The sequence below is a fragment of the Gallibacter intestinalis genome (genome assembly GCF_014982745.1).
Lineage (GTDB): Bacteria > Bacillota > Clostridia > Peptostreptococcales > Anaerovoracaceae > Gallibacter > Gallibacter intestinalis.
In genome coordinates this window covers 20,948-45,819 of the sequence record NZ_JADCKA010000004.1, presented here as the reverse complement: position 1 = coordinate 45,819, position 24,872 = coordinate 20,948, and the positions used below count along the sequence as shown (strand labels likewise).

General features: G+C 44.0%; 21 protein-coding genes. 9 read left to right on the top strand and 12 right to left on the bottom strand.

Annotation, left to right across the window (positions count from 1 at the left end; translation table 11 throughout):
* Positions 1-172 precede the first annotated feature (172 nt).
* The gene (locus INF20_RS03500; RefSeq protein WP_226385012.1) at positions 173-2,446 is read left to right on the top strand and encodes an adenosylcobalamin-dependent ribonucleoside-diphosphate reductase; all 2,274 of its coding nucleotides are present in this window, start codon (positions 173-175) and stop codon (positions 2,444-2,446) included.
* A gap of 88 nt (positions 2,447-2,534) precedes the next feature.
* On the opposite strand, the gene INF20_RS03495 is transcribed toward INF20_RS03500, so the two are convergent.
* A complete protein-coding gene (locus INF20_RS03495; protein ID WP_226385067.1) occupies positions 2,535-3,431 on the bottom strand; it encodes an undecaprenyl-diphosphate phosphatase in 897 nt (298 codons plus the stop codon).
* A 175-nt stretch (positions 3,432-3,606) separates the two neighbouring features.
* Between INF20_RS03495 and INF20_RS03490 the strand changes: the two genes are divergently transcribed.
* The 3 genes from INF20_RS03490 to INF20_RS03480 all read left to right on the top strand — a co-directional run bounded on the left by INF20_RS03490 (position 3,607) and on the right by INF20_RS03480 (position 8,479).
* Positions 3,607-4,782: an MFS transporter gene (locus INF20_RS03490; RefSeq protein ID WP_226385011.1), complete on the top strand. Its 1,176-nt coding sequence runs from the start codon at positions 3,607-3,609 to the stop codon at positions 4,780-4,782.
* Between the two features lie 396 nt (positions 4,783-5,178).
* On the top strand, positions 5,179-6,819 hold the full coding sequence (locus tag INF20_RS03485) for a putative manganese-dependent inorganic diphosphatase (RefSeq protein ID WP_226385010.1): 1,641 nt from the start codon (positions 5,179-5,181) through the stop codon (positions 6,817-6,819).
* Positions 6,820-6,832: 13 nt separating this feature from the next.
* Positions 6,833-8,479 carry a putative manganese-dependent inorganic diphosphatase gene (locus INF20_RS03480; RefSeq protein WP_226385009.1) on the top strand — a complete coding sequence of 549 codons (1,647 nt, stop codon included), beginning with the start codon at positions 6,833-6,835 and terminating at the stop codon, positions 8,477-8,479.
* Between the two features lie 78 nt (positions 8,480-8,557).
* On the opposite strand, the gene INF20_RS03475 is transcribed toward INF20_RS03480, so the two are convergent.
* On the bottom strand, positions 8,558-9,625 hold the full coding sequence (locus INF20_RS03475; protein ID WP_226385008.1) for a PepSY domain-containing protein: 1,068 nt from the start codon (positions 9,623-9,625) through the stop codon (positions 8,558-8,560).
* A gap of 209 nt (positions 9,626-9,834) precedes the next feature.
* On the opposite strand from INF20_RS03475, the gene INF20_RS03470 reads away from it, so the two are divergent.
* Positions 9,835-10,509, top strand: a complete 675-nt coding sequence (locus INF20_RS03470; RefSeq protein ID WP_226385007.1) for a response regulator transcription factor — start codon at positions 9,835-9,837, stop codon at positions 10,507-10,509.
* The gene (locus tag INF20_RS03465) at positions 10,506-11,867 is read left to right on the top strand and encodes a sensor histidine kinase (protein ID WP_226385006.1); all 1,362 of its coding nucleotides are present in this window, start codon (positions 10,506-10,508) and stop codon (positions 11,865-11,867) included. Before INF20_RS03470 ends, INF20_RS03465 begins: the two co-directional genes overlap by 4 nt.
* Before the next feature lie 86 nt (positions 11,868-11,953).
* Here the strand turns inward: INF20_RS03465 and INF20_RS03460 are convergent, their stop codons facing one another.
* The 9 genes from INF20_RS03460 to INF20_RS03420 are packed head-to-tail and all read right to left on the bottom strand — an operon-like array spanning position 11,954 to position 19,673.
* Positions 11,954-12,502 (bottom strand): 2-oxoacid:acceptor oxidoreductase family protein, encoded by a 549-nt coding sequence (locus INF20_RS03460; RefSeq protein WP_226385005.1) that lies wholly within the window; start codon positions 12,500-12,502, stop codon positions 11,954-11,956.
* Positions 12,503-12,505: 3 nt separating this feature from the next.
* A complete protein-coding gene (locus tag INF20_RS03455) occupies positions 12,506-13,255 on the bottom strand; it encodes a thiamine pyrophosphate-dependent enzyme (RefSeq protein ID WP_226385004.1) in 750 nt (249 codons plus the stop codon).
* The gene (vorB, locus tag INF20_RS03450) at positions 13,255-14,334 is read right to left on the bottom strand and encodes a 3-methyl-2-oxobutanoate dehydrogenase subunit VorB (RefSeq protein ID WP_226385003.1); all 1,080 of its coding nucleotides are present in this window, start codon (positions 14,332-14,334) and stop codon (positions 13,255-13,257) included. The genes INF20_RS03455 and vorB overlap by 1 nt, the downstream gene beginning before the upstream one ends.
* A gap of 2 nt (positions 14,335-14,336) precedes the next feature.
* A complete protein-coding gene (locus INF20_RS03445; protein ID WP_226385002.1) occupies positions 14,337-14,552 on the bottom strand; it encodes a 4Fe-4S dicluster domain-containing protein in 216 nt (71 codons plus the stop codon).
* A gap of 20 nt (positions 14,553-14,572) precedes the next feature.
* A complete protein-coding gene (locus INF20_RS03440) occupies positions 14,573-15,265 on the bottom strand; it encodes a hypothetical protein (protein ID WP_226385001.1) in 693 nt (230 codons plus the stop codon).
* Positions 15,266-15,284: 19 nt separating this feature from the next.
* Positions 15,285-16,364, bottom strand: a complete 1,080-nt coding sequence (gene buk / locus INF20_RS03435) for a butyrate kinase (protein WP_226385000.1) — start codon at positions 16,362-16,364, stop codon at positions 15,285-15,287.
* A gap of 19 nt (positions 16,365-16,383) precedes the next feature.
* Entirely contained in the window at positions 16,384-16,953 is a 570-nt protein-coding gene (locus INF20_RS03430; RefSeq protein ID WP_226384999.1) for an indolepyruvate oxidoreductase subunit beta, read from the bottom strand.
* A 1-nt stretch (position 16,954) separates the two neighbouring features.
* Positions 16,955-18,736: an indolepyruvate ferredoxin oxidoreductase subunit alpha gene (gene iorA, locus INF20_RS03425; RefSeq protein WP_226384998.1), complete on the bottom strand. Its 1,782-nt coding sequence runs from the start codon at positions 18,734-18,736 to the stop codon at positions 16,955-16,957.
* A gap of 28 nt (positions 18,737-18,764) precedes the next feature.
* Positions 18,765-19,673 carry a bifunctional enoyl-CoA hydratase/phosphate acetyltransferase gene (locus INF20_RS03420; protein WP_226384997.1) on the bottom strand — a complete coding sequence of 303 codons (909 nt, stop codon included), beginning with the start codon at positions 19,671-19,673 and terminating at the stop codon, positions 18,765-18,767.
* Between the two features lie 402 nt (positions 19,674-20,075).
* On the opposite strand from INF20_RS03420, the gene INF20_RS03415 reads away from it, so the two are divergent.
* From INF20_RS03415 to INF20_RS03405, 3 genes are read left to right on the top strand one after another with little or no spacing between them, the layout of a single operon-like run.
* Positions 20,076-20,441, top strand: a complete 366-nt coding sequence (locus INF20_RS03415; protein ID WP_226384996.1) for an arsenate reductase family protein — start codon at positions 20,076-20,078, stop codon at positions 20,439-20,441.
* Entirely contained in the window at positions 20,438-21,634 is a 1,197-nt protein-coding gene (locus INF20_RS03410; protein WP_226384995.1) for a metallophosphoesterase, read from the top strand. The genes INF20_RS03415 and INF20_RS03410 overlap by 4 nt, the downstream gene beginning before the upstream one ends.
* Position 21,635: 1 nt before the next feature.
* Positions 21,636-23,426 carry a P-type ATPase gene (locus tag INF20_RS03405; RefSeq protein ID WP_226384994.1) on the top strand — a complete coding sequence of 597 codons (1,791 nt, stop codon included), beginning with the start codon at positions 21,636-21,638 and terminating at the stop codon, positions 23,424-23,426.
* Here the strand turns inward: INF20_RS03405 and pdxR are convergent.
* Positions 23,409-24,839, bottom strand: a complete 1,431-nt coding sequence (gene pdxR / locus INF20_RS03400; RefSeq protein WP_226384993.1) for a MocR-like pyridoxine biosynthesis transcription factor PdxR — start codon at positions 24,837-24,839, stop codon at positions 23,409-23,411. The genes INF20_RS03405 and pdxR overlap by 18 nt on opposite strands.
* Positions 24,840-24,872: the final 33 nt, after the last annotated feature.

The window sequence follows — 24,872 nt, the reverse complement described above, 5'->3', positions numbered from 1 at the left end:
AGGTGCACATAATACTGGAACGGCGATGGAAAACTGTAATTATATGGTATTATTCTCTTCTTGAAAGACACCACATATTGTGGTAATATTGAATTCGCGAAACAACATATTGAATATTTTTATATATTTTTAATTGAAAGTTATTGAAATTTTTAGAATTTAGGAGAGGCATATGTTAGAAAGAGAATGGTTAGGCGAAGATAATCAGCTGGGCGTTGACATATGGGAAAAGAAATACTGTCACGACGGCGAATCCTTTGATGAGTGGGTAACACGTATCAGCGGAGGCAACGAGGAAATCGGCGAATACATAAAGGAAAAGAAATTCCTTTTTGGCGGAAGAATTCTTTCCAACAGAGGCCTCAACAAGGAAGGCAGAAAGGTTACATATTCAAACTGCTATGTAATCCAGCCTCCTGAAGATAATATAGAAAGCATATTTGAATGTGCCAAAAAGCTGGCAAGAACGTACAGCTACGGCGGCGGATGCGGAATAGATATTTCCGGACTCAGCCCTAGAGGAGCTAGAATAAACAATGCGGCAAAGGAGACCAGCGGCGCTGTATCCTTTATGGATTTGTATTCCATGGTGACCGGCCTTATAGGACAGAATGGCAGAAGAGGAGCCTTGATGATTTCCATCGACTGCAGCCATCCGGATCTGCAGGAATTCATTGGCCTTAAGACCGATTTGGAAAAGGTTACAAAGGCAAATATATCTGTTCGTATCTCCGACGAGTTCATGGAAGCCGTAAAGAACAATGAGGACTATACTCTGCACTACACTAGAGAGGTTACCGGGGAAGTAATAGAAAAGCAGGTTAACGCAAGGGAAATCTTCAGACTTATAGCTGAAACAAACTGGGACTATGCGGAGCCAGGTGCTCTTTTCTGGGACAGAGTTAAAAACTGGAACCTTTTGAGTAACACAAAAGAATTTGAATACGCCGGTGTTAACCCATGTGCCGAAGAGCCGCTGCCTGCAGGAGGAAGCTGCCTTCTTGGAAGCATAAACCTTTCCGGCTTTGTACACGATCCATTTACAGATAATGCAGCTTTCGATTATGACGGATTTAGAAAGTGCGTTGCCGCTTCCGTAAAGGCTCTTAACGAAGTTTTGGACGAGGGACTTCCTCTCCATCCTCTGGAAGAGCAGCAGGAAAGCGTAAGAAAATGGAGACAGATAGGTCTTGGTATAATGGGCCTTGCTGACACCATGATTAAACTGGGCGTAACATACGGCGAAGAGGAAGCCGTTGAGCTTTGCGATAAAATCGGCTTTGCCATGGCGGACGCAGCAATTGCAGCATCTGCAAGACTGGCAAAGGAAGAAGGAGCATATCCGGCTTGCAACATCGACGAAGTAATGTCCACAGAATTTTTCCTGGCAAATACAACTGAGCAGACAAGGGAGCTGGTGAGAAAGTATGGACTGAGAAACTCTCAGCTTCTTACAATAGCACCTACAGGTACGATTTCCACAATGCTGGGAATTTCCGGAGGCATCGAGCCGGTTTACGCAAACTACTACGAGAGAAAGACAGAATCTCTCCACGGCACCGATGTTTACTACAAGGTTTACACAAAGATAGTTCAGGACTATATGGATAGCCACGGCATCAAAGATGACAAGGAACTGCCTGACTACTTCGTAACAGCAATGACCCTTGATTATGAACAGAGAATAGACATGCAGGCTGCATGGCAGCAGCATATAGATGCTTCTATAAGTTCCACAGTAAATGTGCCAAACAGCTTTACAGTGGAGGAAACAGAAAGCCTGTATCTGAAAGCCTATGAAAAAGGATTAAAGGGTATAACTATCTATAGAGACGGCTGTGCAAGAAGCGGAATTCTCTCTCTGGGAGAGGAAAAGCCAAAGCCTGTAACTGCAGGTGAAGGTCTTGGCAGAGGAGAAATCCTCCTAGTAACAGACGATGTTGTAGGTAAGAAGAGAAAGCTCATCACAGGATGCGGAAGCCTCCACTGTATAGCACTCTTTGATCCGCACACAGGAGCGCTCCTTGAAACTTATCTGAGCAAGGGCTCCACCGGCGGATGTAACAACTTCATGGTAGGACTTTCCAGAATGATATCCATTTCCGCAAGGGGAGGCATCGACATCGAAACTATCGTCGATCAGCTCAATTCCAGCGGTTCATGTCCATCATACACAGCAAGAAGGGTTACAAGAAAGGATACAAGCAAGGGAGCATGTTGTCCTATGGCGGTTGGAAATGCCCTAATGGAAATGTACGAAGAAATGCAGGCTGAGCTGGCTGCAAAGAAGGCTCACGGCTGCGACCAGGGTGCAAAAGCACCAAAGCCAAAGGCTGTTAAGGCGGAAACCAATGGCAAGGTATACTGCCCTGAATGCGGAGAGCCTCTGGTATTTGAAGAAGGCTGCAACATTTGCAAGAGCTGCGGCTGGAGCAAGTGCCACTAATTAAAATATATAATGTGATTTATTGCTATAAAAAAGAACGCTTGTGAAAGGATTTATTTCATAAGCGTTCTTTTGAGTTTCGTTATTGTTAGATTGCTTCCGCAAAGCCTACGATACCTGTCAGTGCCAGTATCAGTACAAGGGCACCGAAGATGAGTCTGTATATTGCAAAAGGTACCATAGTTTTTGTCTGCAGGTAGGAAATGAATTTCTTAACAACCAGCAGAGCAACCAGGAAGCTGACTACAAAGCCGATGATAAGGCTCATTATTTCCGTTGGAGTCATTGCACCGAAGCCGCCAGACTGAATCATCTTAAAAAGGCTCATTCCTATCATTACAGGGATTGCCAGGAAGAATGAAAACTCAGCACTGGCAGGTGTGGAAAGTCCTGCAAACCAGCCGCCGATAATTGTGGAGGCGCTTCTGCTCATTCCCGGTATAACCGATAGGCACTGGAAGCAGCCTATAATTATGGCCTGCTTTGTGGTAACATCAAGCCACTGGGAATTTGACTGATCTATTCTGCCTGCTCTCATTTTTTGTGTTCCTTTTTCCGCCAATATCATAGCTACGCCGCCAAGGATAAGCACGATGGATACGCTGACTCCGTTAAAGAGATAGTTATCAACTATATCTCCTATGGTCATTACGGCGATAAAGCCAGGTATGCAGGCGATTGCCAAAGTAATCCAAAATCTCATACCTGTCTGGCGATATGGACGAACCACTACGCCGTTTTCCTTCTTAGGAAAGAGATTGGTGAGGGTTGCCAATATCTTTTTACGGTATAAAACGATAACCGCAAGTATGGCACCTAGCTGAATTATATATGAGTAGGCGTTGATGTATTCTGGGGAACTTTTGTATCCTAAAAGTTCTTCAAATACAATCAGGTGGCCTGTGGAGGAAACCGGAAGAAATTCGGTAATACCTTCCACGATTCCTAAAAGCATGGATTTAAAACAGAAAATAATACTTTCTATCATAGATTCTCCTTCTTAATCATCTTATGTCTTTTTTTATCATCAAAATAATATACCTATAAATATTAACACAATTCGCAGCTAAACTGAAACGTTTTCTGAAATAATTTCCCATTTCTCCACCTGAAAAAGTGATATAATAAATAATTAAGACTTTTAGAGGAAGTGAAATGTATTGGCAGAACTGAAAAATAAAAGAGATATACTTCTGGTCATGGCGGCCAGTTTCTTTTTCATGGCATGCCCTATGATGGTAACTCCCCTTATAACTGGATTTGCCGGCACCCTAGGTGCAAGTGGCACGATAATGGGCCTTATAGGCGGCTTGATGAATATGTGCTCCATGGTGTGTAGGCCCTTTGCGGGAAATTTGGCTGACTTTAACAGTAAGTACAGACTTTCCACCATCGGTGCCTTGATAACGGCTGCGGCTTGCCTTATGTATGTATTAGCAGACAGTACGGTGGTACTTGTGATCGCCAGAATGATAAACGGCATAGGCTTTTCCCTGTGCTCCGTATGTATGACAACTTGGCTTGCAAGCCTGCTTCCTAGAAACAGAGTGGGTTCAGGAATGGGCCTTTACGGCACCATGAATGCTATCGCCATGGCAGTTGGCCCTGTTGTGGGCATTAAAATACACGATTATCTCGGCTATCATGTGGCCTTTGTGGCAGCTACGGCCCTTGCGGTGCTTATGGCCGTTATGGTTCAGTTTGTAGGCGATAAAGGAAAGCCGAAGTTTACAAGAGCTGAGCTTAAGGCTAGAGGCGGCGGCTTTAAGATTATAGATAAGAACGTTGCACCGGTGGCGATAATAATAACTCTGTTTACGATTCCGTACTGCGCCACCCAGTCCTTTATCGTAAGCTATGTTAAAGCAGGAGGCTTGGATGTTTCAGCAAGCCTGTTCTTTCCTGTATATGCAGTTGCTTTAGTTATACTGAGAACGGGATTGGGAAGGGCCTTTGACAAATACGCTTACAGGTACTTTTTCTTCGCTTCCACAGCCAGTGCACTGTTGGCTATGCTTTCCATGACATTTATGATTAACAACTTCATAATGGTCATAGCTGCCGTGTTCATGGCAGGGGGCTACGGTATCATGTGTACGGTATCCCAGTCTACGGCGATACTTATGGCTGGTAAAGGAAGAGAAGGACTTGCCAACAGTACATATTACTTTGGCTTTGACCTAGGTATGGCATTAGGTCCTATAGCCGGTGGTATACTTTATGAGCATCTGCCGATAGAGGATTTTTATCCGGCTCTTATGGGTATGGCGGTGCTGGCATTGGTCGTATATATAATCTGTCGAAATACGATAAATATGAAAGTGCAGTATGAATAATAGCATAAAAAACATGAGCGCCCTAAATGGGTGCTCATGAATATAGTTACTATATGCCTAAGTGACTTAAAATAATTCTACTCGTTCAAGTAATACATCTATAAGATTGCAATGAAAGATTCCGTTATTTTTTTCCATTCCACATGCTATGAATTATGCGATTTAAATAGTCATCACGTTTAATCATTATATCCACCTCGTACTTGAGTCGTTTGCGTCGCAACTTTCATGTATAGTGTATCAGGAAATTGCAAAACTATCAATTCAATTATCGAAAGTTTCATATTAAAGTTACGACATTAGCGTCGAAAGTGCAATGCAACGCTTTTTGTTGCAGATAGATGACCGCAACACTTCAATATGATATAATATATAGTTAGTAAAGGAGAAGTGGCTATGGGAAAAGAAGTATATATTTTCGGACATAAAAATCCCGATACAGATTCGGTATGTGCGGCCATAAGCTTGGCCTATCTTAAAAATGCCGCAGACGACGGAAGCATGTATATTCCAATGACAGCGGGGGAAGTCAATTCTGAGACTGCCTATGTTTTGGACAGATTTGGAGTAAAAAAACCTGCGGTTGCTACGGATATCAGAAAACAGGTTTCTGACATAAAGAGCAGAGGTGTGTCTGCCGTATATGAAAGCGATACGGTAAGAGATGCTTGGCTTATGATGAACGAAGCAGGAGACTACACCGTACCTGTTGAAACTACAGGAGGAAAGGTGACAGGTATCCTTACTATTGGAGATATTGCAAGATCCTATATGAACGTTGAGGATAAAACTCTTTTGGCGGAAGGAAAGGCAACTGCGGCAGGTATAGCAAAGGTTTTGAGCGGTAAGATCGTTGCCGGAAGCGAGGATGCCGTATGCAAAGGAAATCTTCTGATTGCGGCAGCGGAAGCAAAGCTGGCGGTTCAGTTCGTATCTGAAGGAGATACAATCCTTGTGACAGGCGGAGCTGAAAAGCATAAAAAGCTCATTGAAAAAGGCGTGGGCATAATTGTGATGTGTGCAGGAGCGCGCCCTGACTCGGATGTATTACAGGCTGCTAAGGAAAAAGGCGTAACTGTTATTACTACGGATGCAGATCTTTATGAAGCGGCAAGATTTATTAACCTGAGCCTTCCTGTTAAATATCTCATGAAGCCTATGAATCAGGTATGCGGATTTACTTTGGATGACTATATCGACGATATAAAGAATGTAATCGCAGATAAGCGATATAGGGATTATCCGGTTATGGACGGCGACACCTTCTCTGGCATGATATCAAAGAGATCGTTATTAGACAATTCGTCTAAAAAGGTTATAATGGTGGACCACAACGAAGCAGACCAGGCGGTGTTCGGTCTCTTTGATGCGGAGATAAATGAAATAGTAGACCATCACAAGCTGGGAACTGTAGAAACTCTCCAGCCGATTAGCGTGACAAATATGCCTTGGGGAAGCACCTGTACGATTATAGCTTCCATGTATAAGGAAAAGGGCGTGGCTATTCCTGAAACGATGGCAGGACTTATGTGCTCTGCAATCCTTTCAGATACTATGCTGTTTAAGTCGCCTACATGCACTGATGTGGATGAAAAGACGGCAAAGGAACTGGCAGATATTGCTTCAATTGACCTTCAGAATCTGTGGGACGGTATGCTGAGAGCAAGCTTGGATTTGGATTCCAAGACTGAAAAGGAAATCTTCTATCAGGATTACAAACAGTTTAAAGCTGACGGATTTACCTTTGGCGCCGGTCAGGTGCTGGCGGCCAACAGCGACGATGTTAAGGTGGTTAAGGACAGAATGTTGCCTTACATGACAGAAGCCCTTAAAGAAGAAGGGGTAGACATGGTTTGCCTGATGATAACAAATGTTGCCGAGGATTCTTCAGAACTTATATATGCGGGAGACAACGCTAAGAACGTTGTAGAATCCGCTTTCGGAGAAAAGGAAAGGGACAACGGAGTATATCTTAAAGGCGTAATGTCCAGGAAAAAGCAGCTGATACCACCAATTATGGCAGTGCTGCAGAAATAGACGGAGGTATGAAATGAAAAACAAGATTTATGTTATAGGTCACAAAAACCCTGATACCGATTCTGTCTGTTCTGCGCTGGCGTACGCGCGATACAAAGAAATGACCGACGGACAGAACGGTGAATATATAGCCATGAGAGCCGGTGAGCTTAATCCAGAAACGGAATATGTGCTTAACTATTTCGGACTTGAGGCTCCTGCCTTGGCGGAGGATGTAAGACCTCAGCTTAAGGATACAGCCTTTGGAAAGGGACTTAGCATCAGTGAGGATATTTCCCTTAAAAAGGCGTGGGATATGTTAAACAAAAGCGCATCAAACACTCTGACTATGACAGACGGAGAAGGAAATGTTAAAGGTATAATTTCTGTGGGAGATATTGCAAGATCCTTTATGGCGAGCAGCGACAGCGGAGTTTTGTCGGCGGCTTCCACTCCGGTTAAAAATGTAGTTGAAACCATTGGAGCTCAGCTGGTATGCGGAAATCCGGATGCGGTAATAAACAGCGGAAGAGTTATGATAGCTTCCACGGAAGCTGATCTTGACAGATGCTCTGTTTCCGGTGGGGATACAGTGCTCTTGGTAGATGACGAAAAGGCCCAGAAAAAAGCTGTGATAAATGGTGCAGCTTGCATCATAGTATGTCTTGGTGCGGATCCGGCAACTAAGATTATAAAGCTTGCAGAGGATAACGGATGTGCGCTGCTTAAGAGCCCAATGGACACTTTGACAACTGCAAGAATGTTAAACCAGAGCGTGCCAGTAAGCCACTTCATGAAAAAGGAAGGCATCCTTATGTTCAATGAAGAAGACATAACTGAGGATGTTAAGGACGCTGCGGCAGATACAAGACACAGAGAATTCCCTGTATTGGACAAGGAAGGAAAATTTGTCGGCGTGGTTACCAGAGAAGATCTGATTAAGACAGGCAAGAAAAAGCTAATACTAGTTGACCACAACGAAAAGACTCAGGCGGTGGGAGGCATGACTCAGGCAGATGTGCTGGAGGTTATCGACCATCACAAAATAGGTCGCATTGAAACCCAGGGTCCTATAATGTATAAAAACCGTCCTGTGGGATGTACTTCCACAATAATCTACGGTATGTATGTGGATGCAGGGCTTACAATTCCTAAGGAAATAGCTGGGACTATGTGTTCTGCGATACTTTCCGATACTCTTTTGTATCGTTCGCCGACATGTACCGATGCAGATAAGGAAGCGGCAGAAGCATTGGCTAAAATTGCGGGAATAGATACCGAAAAATATGCCTTTGATATGTTTGCTGCAGGAAGCGATTTCGGTTCAAAGAGCGAAGAAGAAATCTTTAATCTAGACTACAAGACCTTTAATGTAGGAGAATACACATACGGAGTCGGTCAAGTTCAGTCGGTTAATAAGAAAGAACTGGACGATATGAAGGAAAAGATGCTAGCCTACATGGAAAAGGTGGTAGCCGGCGGTGAAGCGGATATGGTATATCTGATGCTCACAGATATTTTGGCGGAATCCTCAGAACTGCTGTGCGCAGGTACGGGAGCCCTTGATACTGCTGTAAGAGCCTTTGGCGTGGACAAGGGTGACAGAAGCGTATACCTCGAGGGTGCCGTTTCAAGAAAGAAGCAGATAATACCGCAGCTTACAGCGGCATTGCAGAAATAATAAATCACTTATGTTAAGGATAGTGAAAAAGGCTTCCCGAGAGGGAGCCTTTTTTCATTGTGTAAATATGTAGCATATCTAATCATCGATGTGATCTTTGTCAAAGTCGAGGATTACGCCGGATGCTGCGTTGATTTCGAAATCATATTCGTATACACCCTTGTAGGATTCAACTTCGTATACGAGTATACCATCGTCGTAATCAAGCTCGATTTTCACTATAGTTGCACCTGGAACCTTGGCCTGAACGATTTCTCTTACCTTAGCTTCAGAGATCTTTCCGGAGTTGCCGGAGTTGTTGGAACTACCGGAGTTGGAGTTTGTAGTTGCAGGAGCCTTGCTTGTGCTCTGACTGCTCTGATTATTGTTGTTTGCACTCTGGCTGTTGTTGTTTGTAGTCTTTGCAGGTTCTTTACTGATAAGTTCGCCTGTCTTGGCATTGAGTTTTACTTCGCTGCCGTTGAGGAAATCTACGTCATAGTAGAATACTCCGTTGTCCTTATCCAGTTCACAGCTCTTGATGGCAGTATTGCCGCCGTTAAGCTCGCTTGCCTTTGTCTTAGCCTGTTCATATGTCAGAAGGCCTGTGTTTGATGTGGATGAAGTGTTCTTTGCGTTATCGCCCTCAACAGGGATTGTTACCGCCTGACCGTATTTGATTTTGCTTTCCAGCATTTCGCCGGTTTCCGCATTGAGTTCAGCATCTCCGTAGAAGTCATCCGATCTGAAATCAACATCGTATGTGTAGAGGTTATCGTCCACATTCAGATATACGTTTGATACCTTTGCTCCGGTAAATTCATCGGTCACCAGTTTCTTTGCCTGAGCTTCGGTAATCTTTACTGACTTGCCACCAAGATCGCTATCCTTATCCATGGTGACTTCCATTACTCTTTCTTCGTCCTTGCTTACTTCTACATCATATGTTGCACCCTGGGTGCTATCGTAGAATTCCAGCTCGAACTTTGTTTTTTCTTCGTCGTTTTTTACAAATGTGGCTGTTGAAGGCACATGCTCCTTTGCCAGTGATTTTGCTTTATCCAATGTCATGGCGTTTGAGAAAGCCGCTGTGGAAGCGAATATTCCGCCTGTAACTGCCACCGCTGCCGCGCAGGCTATGATCTTTCTTTTATCTATCGCTTTCATTTTGTTCCTCCTGGTAATAATCTTTATCTCTATGTGACCGGCGGCCGTGCCGGTCTGGCTTTTGGATATCCTTTTGATGGTGTCATAATAAAATAGAAAAATGAAAAGAAAATGAAATTCTTAATGATTTTTTAATTTTTTTTCGTTATCATGGAGAAAAGAAAAAATACCGATGATAAAAAACAGGCATATATAGAGGTAGGAAAAAAATGAAGATATTGATAGTGGAAGATGAAAAAACTTTATGTGAGACAATAGGAAAACATCTTACGGCTGCCGGATATACGGTGGATTTGTGTTTTGACGGCGATGATGCTCTGTTTTATATAGAAGGAACGGAATACGATGCCGTTGTGCTGGATATTATGCTGCCGGGAACAGATGGGCTTACAATTTTAAAAACCATAAGGGATAAGCAAAATCTGACGCCGGTGCTGCTGCTTACGGCAAAGAGCACCGTGGAGGATAAGGTAAAGGGTCTTGATTGCGGTGCCGATGATTATCTCACAAAGCCTTTCTCCCTAGATGAGCTGACTGCAAGATTGCGAGTGCTCATAAGAAGGCAGGGCGGTACGGGTGGAAGAGCGGATAACACGCTGACCGTAGGACCTCTTACCCTGGATACTGCAACTAGGAGCGCAACTAGAGACGGAAAGGAAATCAAACTGACGGCAAAGGAATATTCCATTCTTGAGTATCTTATGAGAAATCAAGGAGTTGTTCTTTCTAGGGACAAGATAGAGCAGCATATCTGGAATTACGATTATACGGGGAGCAGCAATGTTATTGATGTATATATAAGAACCCTGAGGAAAAAGATAGACGCGGACTTTGATGTTAAGCTGATACAGACCGTCAGGGGAATGGGGTACGTTATAAAATGAAAGATATGTCTTTTAAAAATATGTCGATAAAACGGAGACTGACTCTCTACTATACGGGCGTACTGGTAATTATGGCCCTTATAGTCTGCGCCTTTATATTTTTAAGTGCCGGTACTCAGGTCAGGTCCGTAGCCAAGGACAATCTGATGCAAGCTGTCCAAAATGGCTTTGACGACATAACCTACGAAAACAATGTAATAGAAATAGATAGCAGATTTGATTCTTACTACAGGGGAGTTACACTGCTTGTTTACAGCGACCAGGGGGATAGGATAAAGGGTTCTATGCCTTCAGGCTTTCCGGCTACTACACCTCTTGAAAACGGAGAATTTCACGAACTGGAGACAGAAGGAGACGACTGGCTGGCATATGATCTTTTTCACACCTATGATAACGGAAATGGTATCTGGATAAGAGGAATCTATACTCTGGATACGGGTACGGATTCCATAGCTGCTGTGGGACTGCTTATGTTAATATGTCTGCCATTGTTTGTGGTAATTGCCCTTGTGGCAGGTCATTTTATGGCTAAAAAGGCCTTTGCGCCGGTGGCGGAAATAACGGGAGCTGCCGAAAAAATTAACAGCGGAGATGACCTTTCCGTAAGGCTGCCTTTGGGCAAAAACAAGGACGAGCTTTATCATCTTGCGGAAACCTTAAATGAGATGATAGACCGCCTTGAAAAAGCCTTTGTTCAGGAAAAGGAATTCACCTCCGATGTGTCCCATGAGCTTAAAACTCCTGTGGCTGTCATATTGGCTCAGTGCGAATACGCTCTTAAGCAAGGGGAGTCTGAATACAAAGAGGCCCTTGAAAATGTAAAGAAACAGTGTATGAGGATGCTGTCCATGATACAGCAGCTTATGCAGGTTTCCCGCACGATAAATACGGTCAATTCCCTAGAAAGGGAAGAATTCGATATTTCCATGCTCTGTGAGAGCGTATGCGATGAAATGTCTTCTCTGGCATCAGAAAACTGTGTAAGCATCGAAGGGGAGATACAGCCGGATGTATTGTATAAGGGAGATGAAACTCTGATAATGCGCATGCTCATAAATCTCGTTAATAATGCTGTAAAGTACAGAGATAAAAGTGGAGAGCGGCAGCCTTTTGTAAAGGTGGTATTGAAAAAAGACGAAACCATTACCATAAAGGTAATCGATAATGGAGTGGGGATTTCTAAAGAAAATAGAGAACGGATATTTGATAGATTTTACAAGGTGGATAAATCCCGAAGCGATGAGGATAGCTTCGGTCTGGGACTTTCCATGGTGAAGTGGATAGCGGAGGCCCATGGCGGCAGCGTTGAAGTTGAAAGTGTGCCGGAAGTTGGAAGTACATTTACAATAAGGCTGTAATCAATTAAATTCAAAAGACAGGATTTCTTCGATAAGGGAGAGATCCTGTCTTTTGTGTAAAGATAGTTTTGTTTTTGGGGTTTGTATTATTTGTGAGCCTGTCCTATTTCATAACCTTTTTCGAATGCTTCAAGGTTTGTAGGGAGGAATTCAGGCTTTTTCTTGCCCAGTTTATTTTTGATGGCTTCAATAATTACATCCTTAGGTACTACTTCTGTAGCTCCGATATATGCTCCAAGCATGATGATGTTAAGAACCTTAGGGTTGCCCATTTCCTGTGCCATATGGGTTACAGGAACTTCAACAACTGTAATATCGTCTCTTTCTACAGGTGTTTTGCAGATTGTGCTGTTGATAAACAGGAATCCGCCCGGTTTTACTCTGTCTTTAAATCTTACGAGAGATGGATCGTTCATTACAATAAGGTCTTCAACGGAGTCCATAATCGGAGCGCCTATTTCGTCATCGGAGATTACAACATAACAGTTTGCTGTACCTCCACGCATTTCTGCGCCGTAGGAAGGGAAATAGGTAACGTGTTTATCTGTAGACTCGCAGGTGGCCTGTGCCAGAAGAGTTCCCAGCATCATAACGCCCTGTCCGCCGAATCCTGCTACAATAAGATTTCTTTCCATGTTCTACTCCTCCTTTGTCTTGTCTCTGACAACTCCCAGAGGGAATTCGGCAAACATCTTCTCTTCCAGGAAGTCAAGTGCTTTCAGTTCGCTCATTCCCCAGTTGGTAGGGCATGAAGTTACGATTTCTACCATGGAGAAGCCTTTTCCGTCAATCTGATTCTGGAAGGCCTTCTTGATTGCGGCCTTTGTCTTTCTTACATTAGCCGGTGTGTTGCAGGAAGTCCTTTCAAGATATACCGGTGCTGTCAGCTGGTTGAGAACTTCGCACATATGGATAGGGTATCCGTGTTCTTCAGCCTGTCTTCCCTGAGGTGCTGTAGTTGCCTTCATACCGATAAGGGTAGTAGGAGCCAGCTGTCCGCCTGTCATACCATATATACCGTTGTTTACAAATATTACTGTTATATTTTCACCTCTGTTGGCAGCTGACATGGTTTCCGCAAGACCGATGGAAGCCAGGTCGCCGTCGCCCTGGTATGTGTATACCAGAGAATCAGGGTTTGATCTCTTAAGACCTGTTGCAACTGCGCAGGCTCTGCCGTGGGCAGAGATGTTAAGGTCGTGGGAAACATAAAGCTGACCAAGTCCGCAGCATCCGATACCTTCGCATCTTACCAGCTTATCCAGCATGCCCAGTTCTTCAACCACTTCGCCGATGAGCTTGTGGACTGTACCGTGCATACATCCCGGACAGAAACCTGAAACGGCATCCGGCTTGATACCGATGGTTCTTTTATAAACTTTTTCCATTACAATACCTCCTTTGCCAGTTCTCTAGCGGCGTTCATAACCTTTTCACTTGTCATAAGCTCACCGCCGGATTTGAGACATTCAGCTATTGGACATCTGCCGTGTACGGCATGTTCCACATCCCACTTCATCTGAGGAGGGATTGACATTTCTATATCCAAGATTCCCTTTACACGGTTAAAGTCGAGATTTTCAAAGGATTTATATGGGAATGGATGAACGGCGATAGGTCTGATCATTCCGGCTTTTATGCCTTCTGCACGAAGGTTTTTAACGGCAACTCTTGCGATACGAGCTGAAATGCCGTATGCTGCCAGGATGATTTCTGCGTCGTCAACCATGAATTCTTCAACTCTGACTTCGTTTTCTGCCCAGTCTTTGTACATGTTGTAAGCGTCGATGTTTGCAGCTTCAAAGCTTGCGCCTACGCCACCTGGAAGAATTCTTACCTGTTCTTCAGGGCTATGTCCTACGGCGGAAACTGCTCTTCTTGCTTCTTTGAGCTTAGCGATTTCTTCGTCGCTCTTCATTGGAGGCAGTTCAACAGGTTCCATCATTGTACCCATTACACCGTCTGTAAGAATGAGTACAGGGTTGCTGTATTTTTCAGCCAGATCAAAGGCTTCGTAAGTCATATCCACTGCTTCCTGTACTGAGGAAGGGGAGAGTACAATCATTTCAAAGCCGCCGCTACCGGAAGCTTTAGTAGCCTGCAGATAATCCTGCTGTGCTGGCTGTATCGCACCTACACCAGGGCCTCCACGCTGTACATTTACATATACGATTGGAAGACGGGCTGCATTGCAGTAGGAAACGCCTTCACTGTACAGGCTGATACCTGTACTGGATGATGAACTCATTGATCTAGTTCCTGTCTGGATTGCTCCGTAGAGCATATTTACAGAAGCTACTTCACTTTCGCCCTGTACAAACACACCGTTTACCTCAGGCATTCTTCTTGAGAAATATTCCGGGATTTCATTCTGCGGTGTGATAGGATAACCAGCGAAGAATCTGCAGCCGGCTCTTGTGGCAGCTTCCGCGATTGCTTCGCAACCTTTCATGAATATTCTTGCCATGTTTAAACCTCCCTGTATACTTCGATAGCTGCCTCAGGACAAATAACTCCGCATGAAGCACATCCTATACAATCGTCAGGATTTGCTGCAGTTACATATAGGTAGCCTTTAGAATTAACTTCTTCGCCTATGGCGAGTACATTTTTAGGGCAGAACTTTACGCAATAGCCGCAGCTTTTGCAGCTCTCTGCTCTAATTTCAACTTTTCCTTTTGCCATTTCTTACCTCCTGGTTGAAATTATTTTAGCCATTCATATGTCAGATATAAATTAACAGGTATCAGCGGGATATCGGTTTTATCTTGTACCGCAGGACAAAGGTCTTCGAGGACGCTTAAGTAGTCGACATTAAGGTGACCGTCCAGTGTGCCTAGAAGATTTTTATGTCCTTCAAGTACTTCCTCAGCCGAAGTGTCCAGCCCCAGATTTGGATTGCTTATTACCGATATGTTAGATAAATCAATGCGTGCCATACCAAGTACGCTTGCCATAGTTCCGTCTATTGCCAAAAGCTCCCTTGACCATGGCCTGTAGGAGTTTATAACAAAGAAGTTCTGACAGTCTTCTTTGTTTAGATACTCTTCGTATGCTCCTATTATTCGGGCGCCGGTATGATCTCCACCTACATCCATAATGACAATTGTCTTAGGGTTTGACATAAGGCCTCGCACGCCACCCGGTGTGGTAGGGGCGTCAAAAAGCTGATCCTGATAATGAACGCTTACTCCTCCGTCTTCGAGAAGTTTTGCTACATCTCTTGAACGGAAAAGAGGCTTAGTCTGGTCCATATCAAAGAAATGCACCGGCATATCTGATATCTTCGCCATGTTGAGGGCAAAATTGATAGCAAGCTCGCTTTTGCCGCATCCTGCCTCTCCGACGAAGACGAAATTCTTTTTTGTCTTGAGCATATTCTTTAGGACTGATTGCATTTAAACCTCCATAATTGTTTTATTTGACAGGCAAAGTGTATGTTTGAGGAGACTCTTTGCCTGTCAACAGTCTCAGACCGCCAAGGGCAAGCGCGTCCATTTCGCTTTCGCCGGCCATTACAGCAACAGGAGCGATGAACTCAACATACCCTTTTATCATATCGGTGAGCATCTTTGAGTGAGCCACACCGCCTGTAAGGATGATCACATCAACTTTACCTTTGTGAGAAACTGCCATCTGGCCTATATCCTTGGAGATGTGCAGTGCTTCGGCTTCGTAGACCAGCTTGGCCTTTTCGTCGCCTTTTTCTATCATTTCTTCAATCTTACGGCAGTCGCTGGTTCCGAGATATGCAGCCATACCACCTTCGCCTCTGAGTTTTTTCTTCATTTCTGCTTTTGTAAATTTGCCGGAATAGCAAAGATCCATAAAGTCAATGGAAGAAAAAGTGCCGGCTCTTTCAGGTGACATATGTCCTTCATCGTCACCGATGCAATCGATAAATCTTCCGCCGCCGTGTGCACTTACGGAAGTGCCTCCACCCATATGGGCGATTATAAAATTCATATCCTCGTACTTTTTACCGTGTTCTTCAGCATATTTGATTGCCATAGCATGGCTGTTTAAGAGATGGCTTTCTCCCTTTCTCTTAAGTTCAGGCATACCTGTAAGCTCAAATACAGGATCCAGGTCTCCGCCGGTTACGGCATCGTAAATATATGCCGGTATTCCCTGATCATCTGCAATAGGCTTTGCTAAAAGACCGCCCAAAGCTGATGCGTGAGGGGAACAGTATCTTTCGTCTCCAAGAGCGGTATAAAGGTCCTGATTAACTATATATCCGCCTGGATGAAGACCTTTCACCAGGCCTCCTCTGCCGACTACGGCAGAGAGGTCTTCTGGTGATGTACCGTTTCTTTTGAGGAATTCATCGATGATGCCTCGTCTGTAAGGAACCTGATCAGCTATGTTTTCATACTTCTTAAGTTCCTCGGCATCATGTTCTATGTTCTCCTGCACAAGCTTTGTGCCATCTTCGTAGATGGCTAGCTTTGTGCTGGTTGAACCCGGGTTTATTATCAGCAGTTTATGTGCCATTGGTAATTACCTCCGTTTTTTATACAGCATCCATTCCGACTTTTATCGCTTTAAGGTTCAGCTCCAGGAACTGAGGTTTGATATTATCCTTTAAGATGCTGTCCCAGTCGATATCTTCAAGGCCCATGGATTTGATTATGGTGCCCAGAAGAATGATATTGGCTGCTTTTACATTGCCCAGTTCTTCTGCCATGGCAGTGGCATTAAGCACTGTGGCCTGGGCATGCTTTTCGATTTCTTCCAATACGTCATCAGGATATTCTTCCTTTCCTGTGATAACGGACATGGAATCAATCTGTTCGTCATTGATAACTAGCTTTCCGCCTTTTTTCAGGTAGTCCAGATTTCTCAAGGCTTCCATCTTTTCAAAGGAAACGATGATGTCTGCGCTGCCTTTCTCAATTACAGGTGAGTAAACCTTATCTCCGTAACGCACCTGTGAGGAAACGCTTCCGCCTCTCTGGGACATACCGTGTATTTCGCTCATTTTTACATCGTATCCGGCTTCCATGAGACCGGTGGTCAATATCTTGCTGGCAAGGATAGTTCCCTGTCCGCCTACGCCGACCAGTAATATACTTTTAGTCATGTTATTTAGCCTCCTTTGAGATTGCGTTTACAGGACATACCTGAGCGCATACGTCGCAGCCTACGCAGCTGGAGCTGTCTATATTTACTTTCTTTGCTTCCTTATCAAAACTCATGGCAGGGCATCCTGTACCAAGACATGCTTTGCATCCTATGCATTTATCGTGGTCAACATAGTTCTTTGTGGCAAAGAGATTTTCAAATTCATCCAAATCTGCCTGGGAGAACTTTTTGAGTACGCAAGGCCATCTTGTGATTATTACAGAAGGCTCATCCTTGATTGCCAGACATTTATCGATGGCTTCGTCAACAGCCTTAAGGTCGTTAGGGTCGATGACAAATATATGCTTGATGCCTATGGCTTTTACTAGAGTTTCAAGATCAATCAGGTTTGCAGGTTCGCCCTTGGCGTTGAAACCAGAACCAGGGTTCTGCTGATGACCTGTCATGCCTGTGATGCGGTTATCAAGGATAACATTGATTGTATTGCTGTTGTTGTATACGGTGTTAATCAGCGAGTTTACACCTGTGTGGAAGAAGGTTGAATCTCCCAACACTGTAACGACTCTTCGGCCTGTGTCACCCATATTAAAGGCCTTTGAAGCTCCGTGTCCTACGCTGATGCTGCCGCCCATGCAGATACAGGAATCCATAGCGTTGTAAGGGCCTGTAGCTGCCAAAGTGTAGCAGCCTATATCACCGCTGATCATAATATCTTTTCTCTTGCCGAGTCTGTAGAAGAATCCTCTGTGAGGACATCCTGCACAGAAGCTTGGAGCTCTAGCAATTAACTTGCTTCTATCAAAATCGATGGTGTCGAGTTTTTCGCCTGTAACTGCTTCCTTTACTACATCGGAAGTCATTTCTCCCCACTTAGGGAAGAGTTCCTTTCCTGTACATTCGATGCCAAGAGATTTAACGAAATCTTCGATAAACGGGTCGTTCTCTTCAAGGATGTATACTTTATCAACTTTGCTTGCGAAATCTTTAATCATATTTGCAGGCATAGGATTTGTGAATCCCAGCTTCAAATATGAAGCGTTGTCGCCAAAGGCTTCCTTGGCATAGTAGTAACAGATGCCGGAAACGATAAAGCCCATCTTTGTGTCGTGCATTTCAACTTTGTTAAACGGAGTGTTTTCCGAGTATTCGGCAAGCTTTTCGAGTCTTTCTTCGACCTTTACTCTGAGAGGTCTTGCGTGGGCAGGAAGAGTAACATATTTCTGAGGATTTTTTGTCCATTCCTTGAGAGCAACTTCATTCCTGTCCTTAAGCTCAACTATGGATTTTGAATGGCATACACGGGTTGTCATTCTAAGCATTACAGGTGTATCGTACTTTTCGCTCACTTCGTAGGCTTCTTTTACCATATCGATACATTCTTGGCTGTCTGCAGGCTCAAACATAGCGATTTTTGCAGATTTGGCATAATTTCTGTTGTCCTGCTCGTTCTGTGAGGAATACATACCAGGCTCATCGGCGGTTACTATAACGCCGCCGGCATTAACTCCGGTGTATCCCCATGTGAAGAGTGGGTCTGCAGCTACATTGACACCAACGTGCTTCATAGATGCTATTGATCTTGCTCCTGCAAAGGAAGCTCCTATTACCGTTTCAAGAGCCACCTTTTCATTTGGTGCCCATGATGCATCTATTTCGTCATAGGTTGCGATATTTTCAAGTATTTCTGTGCTCGGAGTTCCCGGATAAGCTGAGGCGTAACGGACGCCTGCTTCATAAGCTCCTCTTGCGACTGCTTCGTCGCCTGTCATCAGTTTTTTCATGATTCCATTTACCTCCTTAGTGGGGCGCCTATTTGGCGCTCATCATATATGCGCATGCCAGGAGTGAATAGTATTTTTCTTCAAATGCTGCGCTCCTGGAGTTAAGAGCTATAGGACATTTTGCGCCCATTACTATTCCGGCCATCATTGCACCGCCCAGAACAGTAAGAGCTTTGGATGTCAGATTGCCTGCGGAAATATCCGGCATGATTATGATGTCGGCATCTCCTGCCACAGGGCTTTCATATCCTTTGATTTTTGCCGCTTCGGGATCAACTGCCAGGTCAAAGGAAATAGGTCCTTCAACGACACAACCCTTTATGATGCCTTCCTGATTCATTTTCTTAAGTTCTGCTGCATCTACGGTTTCAGGCATCTTAGGATTTAAAGTTTCCACTGCACAGAGAACGGCAACCTTTGGATTGTCGTATCCGAGCGCTTTGTAAACTTCAACTGCGTTATCGATAATATCTTTTTTCTGCTCTAAAGTCGGATACATAACCATACCGCCGTCTGTCAAACCTACGACCTTATGGTATGCAGGAATATCCAACAGAGCTACATTGCTGAGGGTATCTCTTGCTTTTATGCCGTTTTCCTTGTTGACTACACCTTTAAGCAAAGTGGAAGTCTGAAGGATTCCCTTCTGAAGGAAATCGGCGCCGCCTGTTTTGATAAGATCAAGACCTTTAGCTACGGCATCTTCGTCGGTGTCGCTGTCAATGATTACATCAGGGGAAACATCGTATCCCAGTTCGTTTCCGATCTTGATGATTTCATCTTTTTTACCGATGAGGATGTGGTCGAGTATACCTTCATCCTTTGTTTTTAAAACAGCTTCCAGTGTATGAGCGTCGTGGGCTGCAACAACTGCAACAGTTCTTTTGTCGACGCTTTCTACCAACTGGCGAAGCTGTTTGAAATCTTTGAGAATCATTTGAACTATCTCCTTTCATACCTTACGCGTTATGCGCATATGCAAAAATAATACAAACCGTACAAGATTGCACCTATTTAAATACAATACTTATCCTAAATATGATTATAGTCTTGGAATTATAAAAAATCAATGAAATATTTGTTATATAACACTAAAAATAAGATAGATAATTTGTTAACAATCACATAGAAACTGGCATACAAGTTGAAATCAGATGGGTACGGGAAACGGCGGTATCCCAGGGGGATATAGGAATGTATTTTAAAAGCCTTTGAAAAAGAACAAAGCAATCTTTGGTTATGGTATAATAACTGGTAGACATGCCGGCGTGCCGGATAAAGATTGATGTAAATTAAGTGATGGGAAAGAGAAGAAATAAGAACTGAAAGGAAAGAACAAATGATTTATTACGGATATCCTAGATGCAGTACAAGCCGCAAGGGTGAAAAATGGCTGCAGGAGAGAGAATTTTCATATGAATTCAAAGATTTATCGAAGGAGACTCCTTCGGCAGATGAGCTTAAAAAATGGCACAAGGCATCTGGAAAGGACATAAAGAAGTTTTTCAATACATCGGGGATGAAATACCGAGAGCTTGACTTAAAAAACAGACTGGCAGATATGAGCGATGAAGAAAAATATCAGCTTTTAGCTTCAGAAGGTATGCTTATAAAAAGGCCTATGGTAGTAGATGGAGACAGGGTATTAATCGGCTTTAATGAAAAGGAATGGGAAGAATATTTCTGCAGCGGAGGTAATGCATGATAGTGTGGATGCTGGCTCCGGTATATGTGATTCTCAATGTATATATACTCCTTAGGATACTTCGCTATTTTGCGGTGGTTCACGAAAAGATGCGCCATCCTGTAGCAGTAAGCCTCAGCGTAGCGGCATATGTGTTTTTTATGTTGACGCCTCTTTTAGGTTATCTGATACAGGCTGAGCCTTTTCACAGGGCATTTAAGGCTATAAGCAACTACTGGATGGGATTTCTTGCCATCGGCCTTGTAGTTATTATTTTCTTTGATATAGGAAGGTTGATTTTAAACAGGACATTGTGGAAAGAAGATCATCCCAGTGAAAGAAGATATGTGAGAGGTGCCACCTGTGCTCTGATTATAATTGCCATTGTGGCAGGATACGGATTTGTGCATTTTGGAAGCATTAAGGTTAATGAGCAGACTATAACGGTGGATAAAAGCCTTGCTTCGGGAAATGAGAGTCTTAAGGTTGTCTTGGTGGCGGACATCCACATCGGCTACAGCATCGGATATGATAATGTAAAAAAGATAGTGGATAAAATAAATGCGCAAAATCCTGATTTGGTGCTTTTGGCAGGAGATATTTTCGATAACGAATATAAGGCCATAGAAAAGCCTGAAAAAATGGCAAAGACCCTATCGGAGATTAAAAGCCGTTATGGCACATATGCCTGCTGGGGAAACCACGATTTGCCTGAGCAGCTACTGGCTGGCTTTACTGTCGGTGACAAAGACTATGATAAAGATGAAAGGTTTTACAAGTTTTTAGAGGACAGTGATATCAAATTGCTGGAAGATGAGAGTCTTTTAATAGATGGTGATTTTTATCTGATAGGCAGGAAGGATGCCAGTATGTCTAAAAAGCTCGGGGAAACAAGGGGAACTCCGGAGCAGCTTACTTCGGATATGGACAAGTCAAAACCGATTCTTGTAATTGATCATCAGCCGGGAGAGCTACAGGAACTGGCAAAAGCAGGAGTGGATGTGGACTTTTCCGGGCATACCCATAACGGACAGATTTTTCCGGGAAATCTTTTGACGGCTCTCAGCTGGGAAAATCCGGCGGGAGTAAAGAAAATTGAAAACATGTACAGCTGCGTAACCCAGGGTGCAGGGGTATGGGGACCTGCCATGAGGCTGGGAACAGACAGCGAAATCATGGTTATAAATATCGAATTTGAAAAAGAGGCAGTATGATATGAAAAAACTAATGGAAAGTACAGTCTTTAAAATATTGCAGATTATAGTGGCAGCGGCGCTTTTGGTTTTCGGCGCCTTTGCGCCGGTGTCGGAAAAAGCTGCCCTGTTTGCCTTTGTGGCTTCACTGGTCATATCTGCAATCAGCGTGGTTTATGATATTGTAATTGGATGCAAGGTTAAAAGATTTTTGACGGCAGAACCCTTTGTGCTTGTGGCATCTTTGGGCCTTTTACTGGCAGGACAAGGACTTCAAGGAGGAGTCAGTCTGTTGATATTTGTCATATACAGATATGTGCAGAGACTGCTGGTGCCTGAGACCCTTAACGGGAAAACTATGACTTTAGGTATGGTGCCGGAGGAAGCCGTTGTATTCAGAGATGGCAAGGAAACCGTTATACCTGCCGAAGAGCTGGAAATCGGAAACATTGCCATTGTAAAGGATGGGGAGAGAATTCCGGCAGACAGCAGGGTGTTTATGGGTGATGCTACAGTTGATTTGTCAGATTTTCCGGGACGTTTTTACGAGATTGAAACTGTCAGAGGTGACTTTGTGCCGGCAGGAGGAATTGTGCAGGGAGGCACGCTACAGGTGGAGGTTGTCGCCGCCACGGCTGATAGTTTTATCAGCCTCTGCGCAGGCAGGGTTGAAAGGTGCGCAGACAGCATCGGCAGCATGGAGCGTTTGGCAGTTAAGGTGGAAAGGGTGCTGACGGCGCTGTTTGTGGCGGCGGCGGTGCTTATCGGTCTTGTGCCGCCTTTGGGATTTGGTGAAGATTATTTGCCGTGGATATGTGCTGCTTTGACGGTGCTGGCTGGATCGTCATTTGGCGATGGGGCGCTGAATGTAAGGCGCACTCAGCGTGCAGTTTTGCAAAAACTAAATAAAGAAGGGATTTTGCCGGAGGATATAAAAGCCTTTGAAAGGGCTTCTGCAGTTGATAGGGTTATGGTGGAAAAAACTCTTGGATTGGGCGAGGGGACATACAGCGTTCGTCATATCAGAAATATAGACTGCGGAAAGGAAGAAATGCTTACCTTTGCTGCACATCTCAGCTGCTTTTCAAATCTGGCAGAGGATAGAGCAATTGTAGATGCCTTTATGCAGATGGCAAGATATGAAGGTCTACCAGCAAGTTCTGCCTTGAGGAAAAGTCTTGTAACGGGCTTTGAAACAATTGAAGACAAGGGCCTTTCGGGTCATATAGGAGGAAGATTTATCTGCACTGGAAACGGTGAAATGATGAAACTTTTAAACATAGGTGATGTGGAAACAGAGGACGGCTACAAGCTTGTTCATGTTGCTTGCAATCAGAAATATATGGGATATATCGCCCTTTCCTATGAAGCGGATCAGGAGGCAGAAACCGTATACAATGCATGGGCAGATGCGGGAATTACAAAGTATGCCGTTTTTGGAAAAGATCCGGAAGGTATATATGAAGAACTTTCCGAAAGCAAAAAAAGCAAGAACTTTATATTTGCCGTTGAAAGGAACACTTCCCAGGTGAATTTTGGCAAGGATGATGTTCTGACAGTTAAGGTGAGCGATGAGGAAAGGTTTTTGATGCCAGAGCAAGGGGATTTTGTGTTAACATCCGATGAACTTAAGACTTTGGCAAAGATTAAAATCTATTCATCTGGCTGCAAAAAAAAGAGCGCCGGCAAAGCCGCTGCTCTTTGGATAATAAGGATTGCCGCCTTTGCCGCAGCGGCTGCCACAGGGCTGCCCCTGTGGGCGGCTGTCGCCGCAGCCGGCGCCTTTGACATTTTGCTAAACCTGAAGCCATAAATCGCACAGTTTTTCAATACAACTGTCCATAAGCTCATCTGGAATCAGATTATAATAAAATATCATGGCAACCTTTCTTTCTCCGGCGTCCACATGGGCAGCGACAGAGGAAATACCGATGGAACGTGAACTCTCTTCCAGCATGGAAGGGAGTTTTTTCGTTTTCACAGAAAGGAGCATGCTCAGTCCTGACGATGTGCCAAGGGGAGTTATACGCCCATGGGAATGAGCTTCAATGGAAGCCTTTGCGGCTTCCAGTTTGCGGGAATACAGCCTTCTTAGTTTTTTTATTCCAGTCTGATATTTTCCACTTTCCATGTAAAATGCCAGAGCCAGCTGTTCTGTTTTGGAACAGGACTGGGAATAACCCTTCATGATGCTGTGAAACATTTGAGCCATACTGTGGGGCAACACCATATAACTGATTTTAATGGAAGCAAACAGCGTGGAAGAAAAGGAACCCAGATAAATAACGCGGCCTCTTTTATCGAGCCCCTGCAGTGACGGAATAGGTCTGCCAAAGTATCTTAACTCGCTGTTGTAGTCGTCTTCGATTATATAGCTGTCGTTGCTTTCTGCCCATTCCAAGAGCCTATATCTGTTTGCCACCGGCATTACAGCGCCTGTAGGAAACTGATTTGAAGGACTGACATAGGCTGCGGAAGCCACATTTGAAGGAAGTCTGTCTATTTCAATCCCATCGGTTTTGACAGGCACTGGAGATATGGCAAAGCCACGATCGCGGAAGGTATTTCTTACCTGAGGATAGCCAGGCTCTTCAAAGGATATAAGGGATATATCCATAAGCTTGAGCAGGGTTGCCAGGTGGTTTGTAATCTGCTGTGTGCCTGCAGCGATGACTATCTGATCTGCATTGCATCGCACTCCTCTGGAAGTGTAAAGATACTTTGCAATCTGCCTTCGCAGAAGTTCTTCTCCCTGTGGGTCTGATTCCGTCAAAAGCAGATAAGGATAATCGTTTAAGACGCGGTTTATACACTTTTTCCAGCTGACAAAATCAAAGCATTTGATGTCGTATATCAAAGGAGGCTGCTTGTTGGCAGAACTATGTTCTGAAATTATACCTTCTACACCTTCGGATTTCATGATTTCCGACACTGGAGAATTTACGGGTTTGCCAACGCTTTCAAAATCCGGCGTCTTGGAAATATCGCTTACGAAATATCCACTTTGAGGCTTGCTGTATATATATCCTTCCACCTCTAACTGCCCGTAAGCCAGTCCCACAGTTGTGACACTTATGTTTAGAGAAGATGACAGGTTTCTTAAGGAAGGCAGCTTTTCGTGAGGTGCAGTTTCGCCTGATAATATCGCTTCTTTGATGAATTCGTATAATTGCATGTAAATGGGCTTTGCACTATCTGTTTCAAATACAGGGATTATAGCCTTCATAGCTGCTCCTTTCTCGCTAAATCATTCAAGATA

What these genes read in the sequence shown, in the direction of transcription:
- INF20_RS03500 (WP_226385012.1), top strand. Translation starts at nt 173, where the DNA reads ATGTTAGAAAGAGAATGGTTAGGCGAAGATAATCAGCTGGGCGTTGAC.
- INF20_RS03485 (WP_226385010.1), top strand. Translation starts at nt 5,179, where the DNA reads ATGGGAAAAGAAGTATATATTTTCGGACATAAAAATCCCGATACAGAT.
- INF20_RS03480 (WP_226385009.1), top strand. Translation starts at nt 6,833, where the DNA reads ATGAAAAACAAGATTTATGTTATAGGTCACAAAAACCCTGATACCGAT.
- INF20_RS03475 (WP_226385008.1), bottom strand. Translation starts at nt 9,625, where the DNA reads ATGAAAGCGATAGATAAAAGAAAGATCATAGCCTGCGCGGCAGCGGTG.
- INF20_RS03470 (WP_226385007.1), top strand. Translation starts at nt 9,835, where the DNA reads ATGAAGATATTGATAGTGGAAGATGAAAAAACTTTATGTGAGACAATA.
- INF20_RS03465 (WP_226385006.1), top strand. Translation starts at nt 10,506, where the DNA reads ATGAAAGATATGTCTTTTAAAAATATGTCGATAAAACGGAGACTGACT.
- INF20_RS03460 (WP_226385005.1), bottom strand. Translation starts at nt 12,502, where the DNA reads ATGGAAAGAAATCTTATTGTAGCAGGATTCGGCGGACAGGGCGTTATG.
- INF20_RS03455 (WP_226385004.1), bottom strand. Translation starts at nt 13,255, where the DNA reads ATGGAAAAAGTTTATAAAAGAACCATCGGTATCAAGCCGGATGCCGTT.
- vorB (WP_226385003.1), bottom strand. Translation starts at nt 14,334, where the DNA reads ATGGCAAGAATATTCATGAAAGGTTGCGAAGCAATCGCGGAAGCTGCC.
- INF20_RS03445 (WP_226385002.1), bottom strand. Translation starts at nt 14,552, where the DNA reads ATGGCAAAAGGAAAAGTTGAAATTAGAGCAGAGAGCTGCAAAAGCTGC.
- INF20_RS03440 (WP_226385001.1), bottom strand. Translation starts at nt 15,265, where the DNA reads ATGCAATCAGTCCTAAAGAATATGCTCAAGACAAAAAAGAATTTCGTC.
- buk (WP_226385000.1), bottom strand. Translation starts at nt 16,364, where the DNA reads ATGGCACATAAACTGCTGATAATAAACCCGGGTTCAACCAGCACAAAG.
- INF20_RS03430 (WP_226384999.1), bottom strand. Translation starts at nt 16,953, where the DNA reads ATGACTAAAAGTATATTACTGGTCGGCGTAGGCGGACAGGGAACTATC.
- iorA (WP_226384998.1), bottom strand. Translation starts at nt 18,736, where the DNA reads ATGAAAAAACTGATGACAGGCGACGAAGCAGTCGCAAGAGGAGCTTAT.
- INF20_RS03420 (WP_226384997.1), bottom strand. Translation starts at nt 19,673, where the DNA reads ATGATTCTCAAAGATTTCAAACAGCTTCGCCAGTTGGTAGAAAGCGTC.
- INF20_RS03415 (WP_226384996.1), top strand. Translation starts at nt 20,076, where the DNA reads ATGATTTATTACGGATATCCTAGATGCAGTACAAGCCGCAAGGGTGAA.
- INF20_RS03410 (WP_226384995.1), top strand. Translation starts at nt 20,438, where the DNA reads ATGATAGTGTGGATGCTGGCTCCGGTATATGTGATTCTCAATGTATAT.
- INF20_RS03405 (WP_226384994.1), top strand. Translation starts at nt 21,636, where the DNA reads ATGAAAAAACTAATGGAAAGTACAGTCTTTAAAATATTGCAGATTATA.
- pdxR (WP_226384993.1), bottom strand. Translation starts at nt 24,839, where the DNA reads ATGAAGGCTATAATCCCTGTATTTGAAACAGATAGTGCAAAGCCCATT.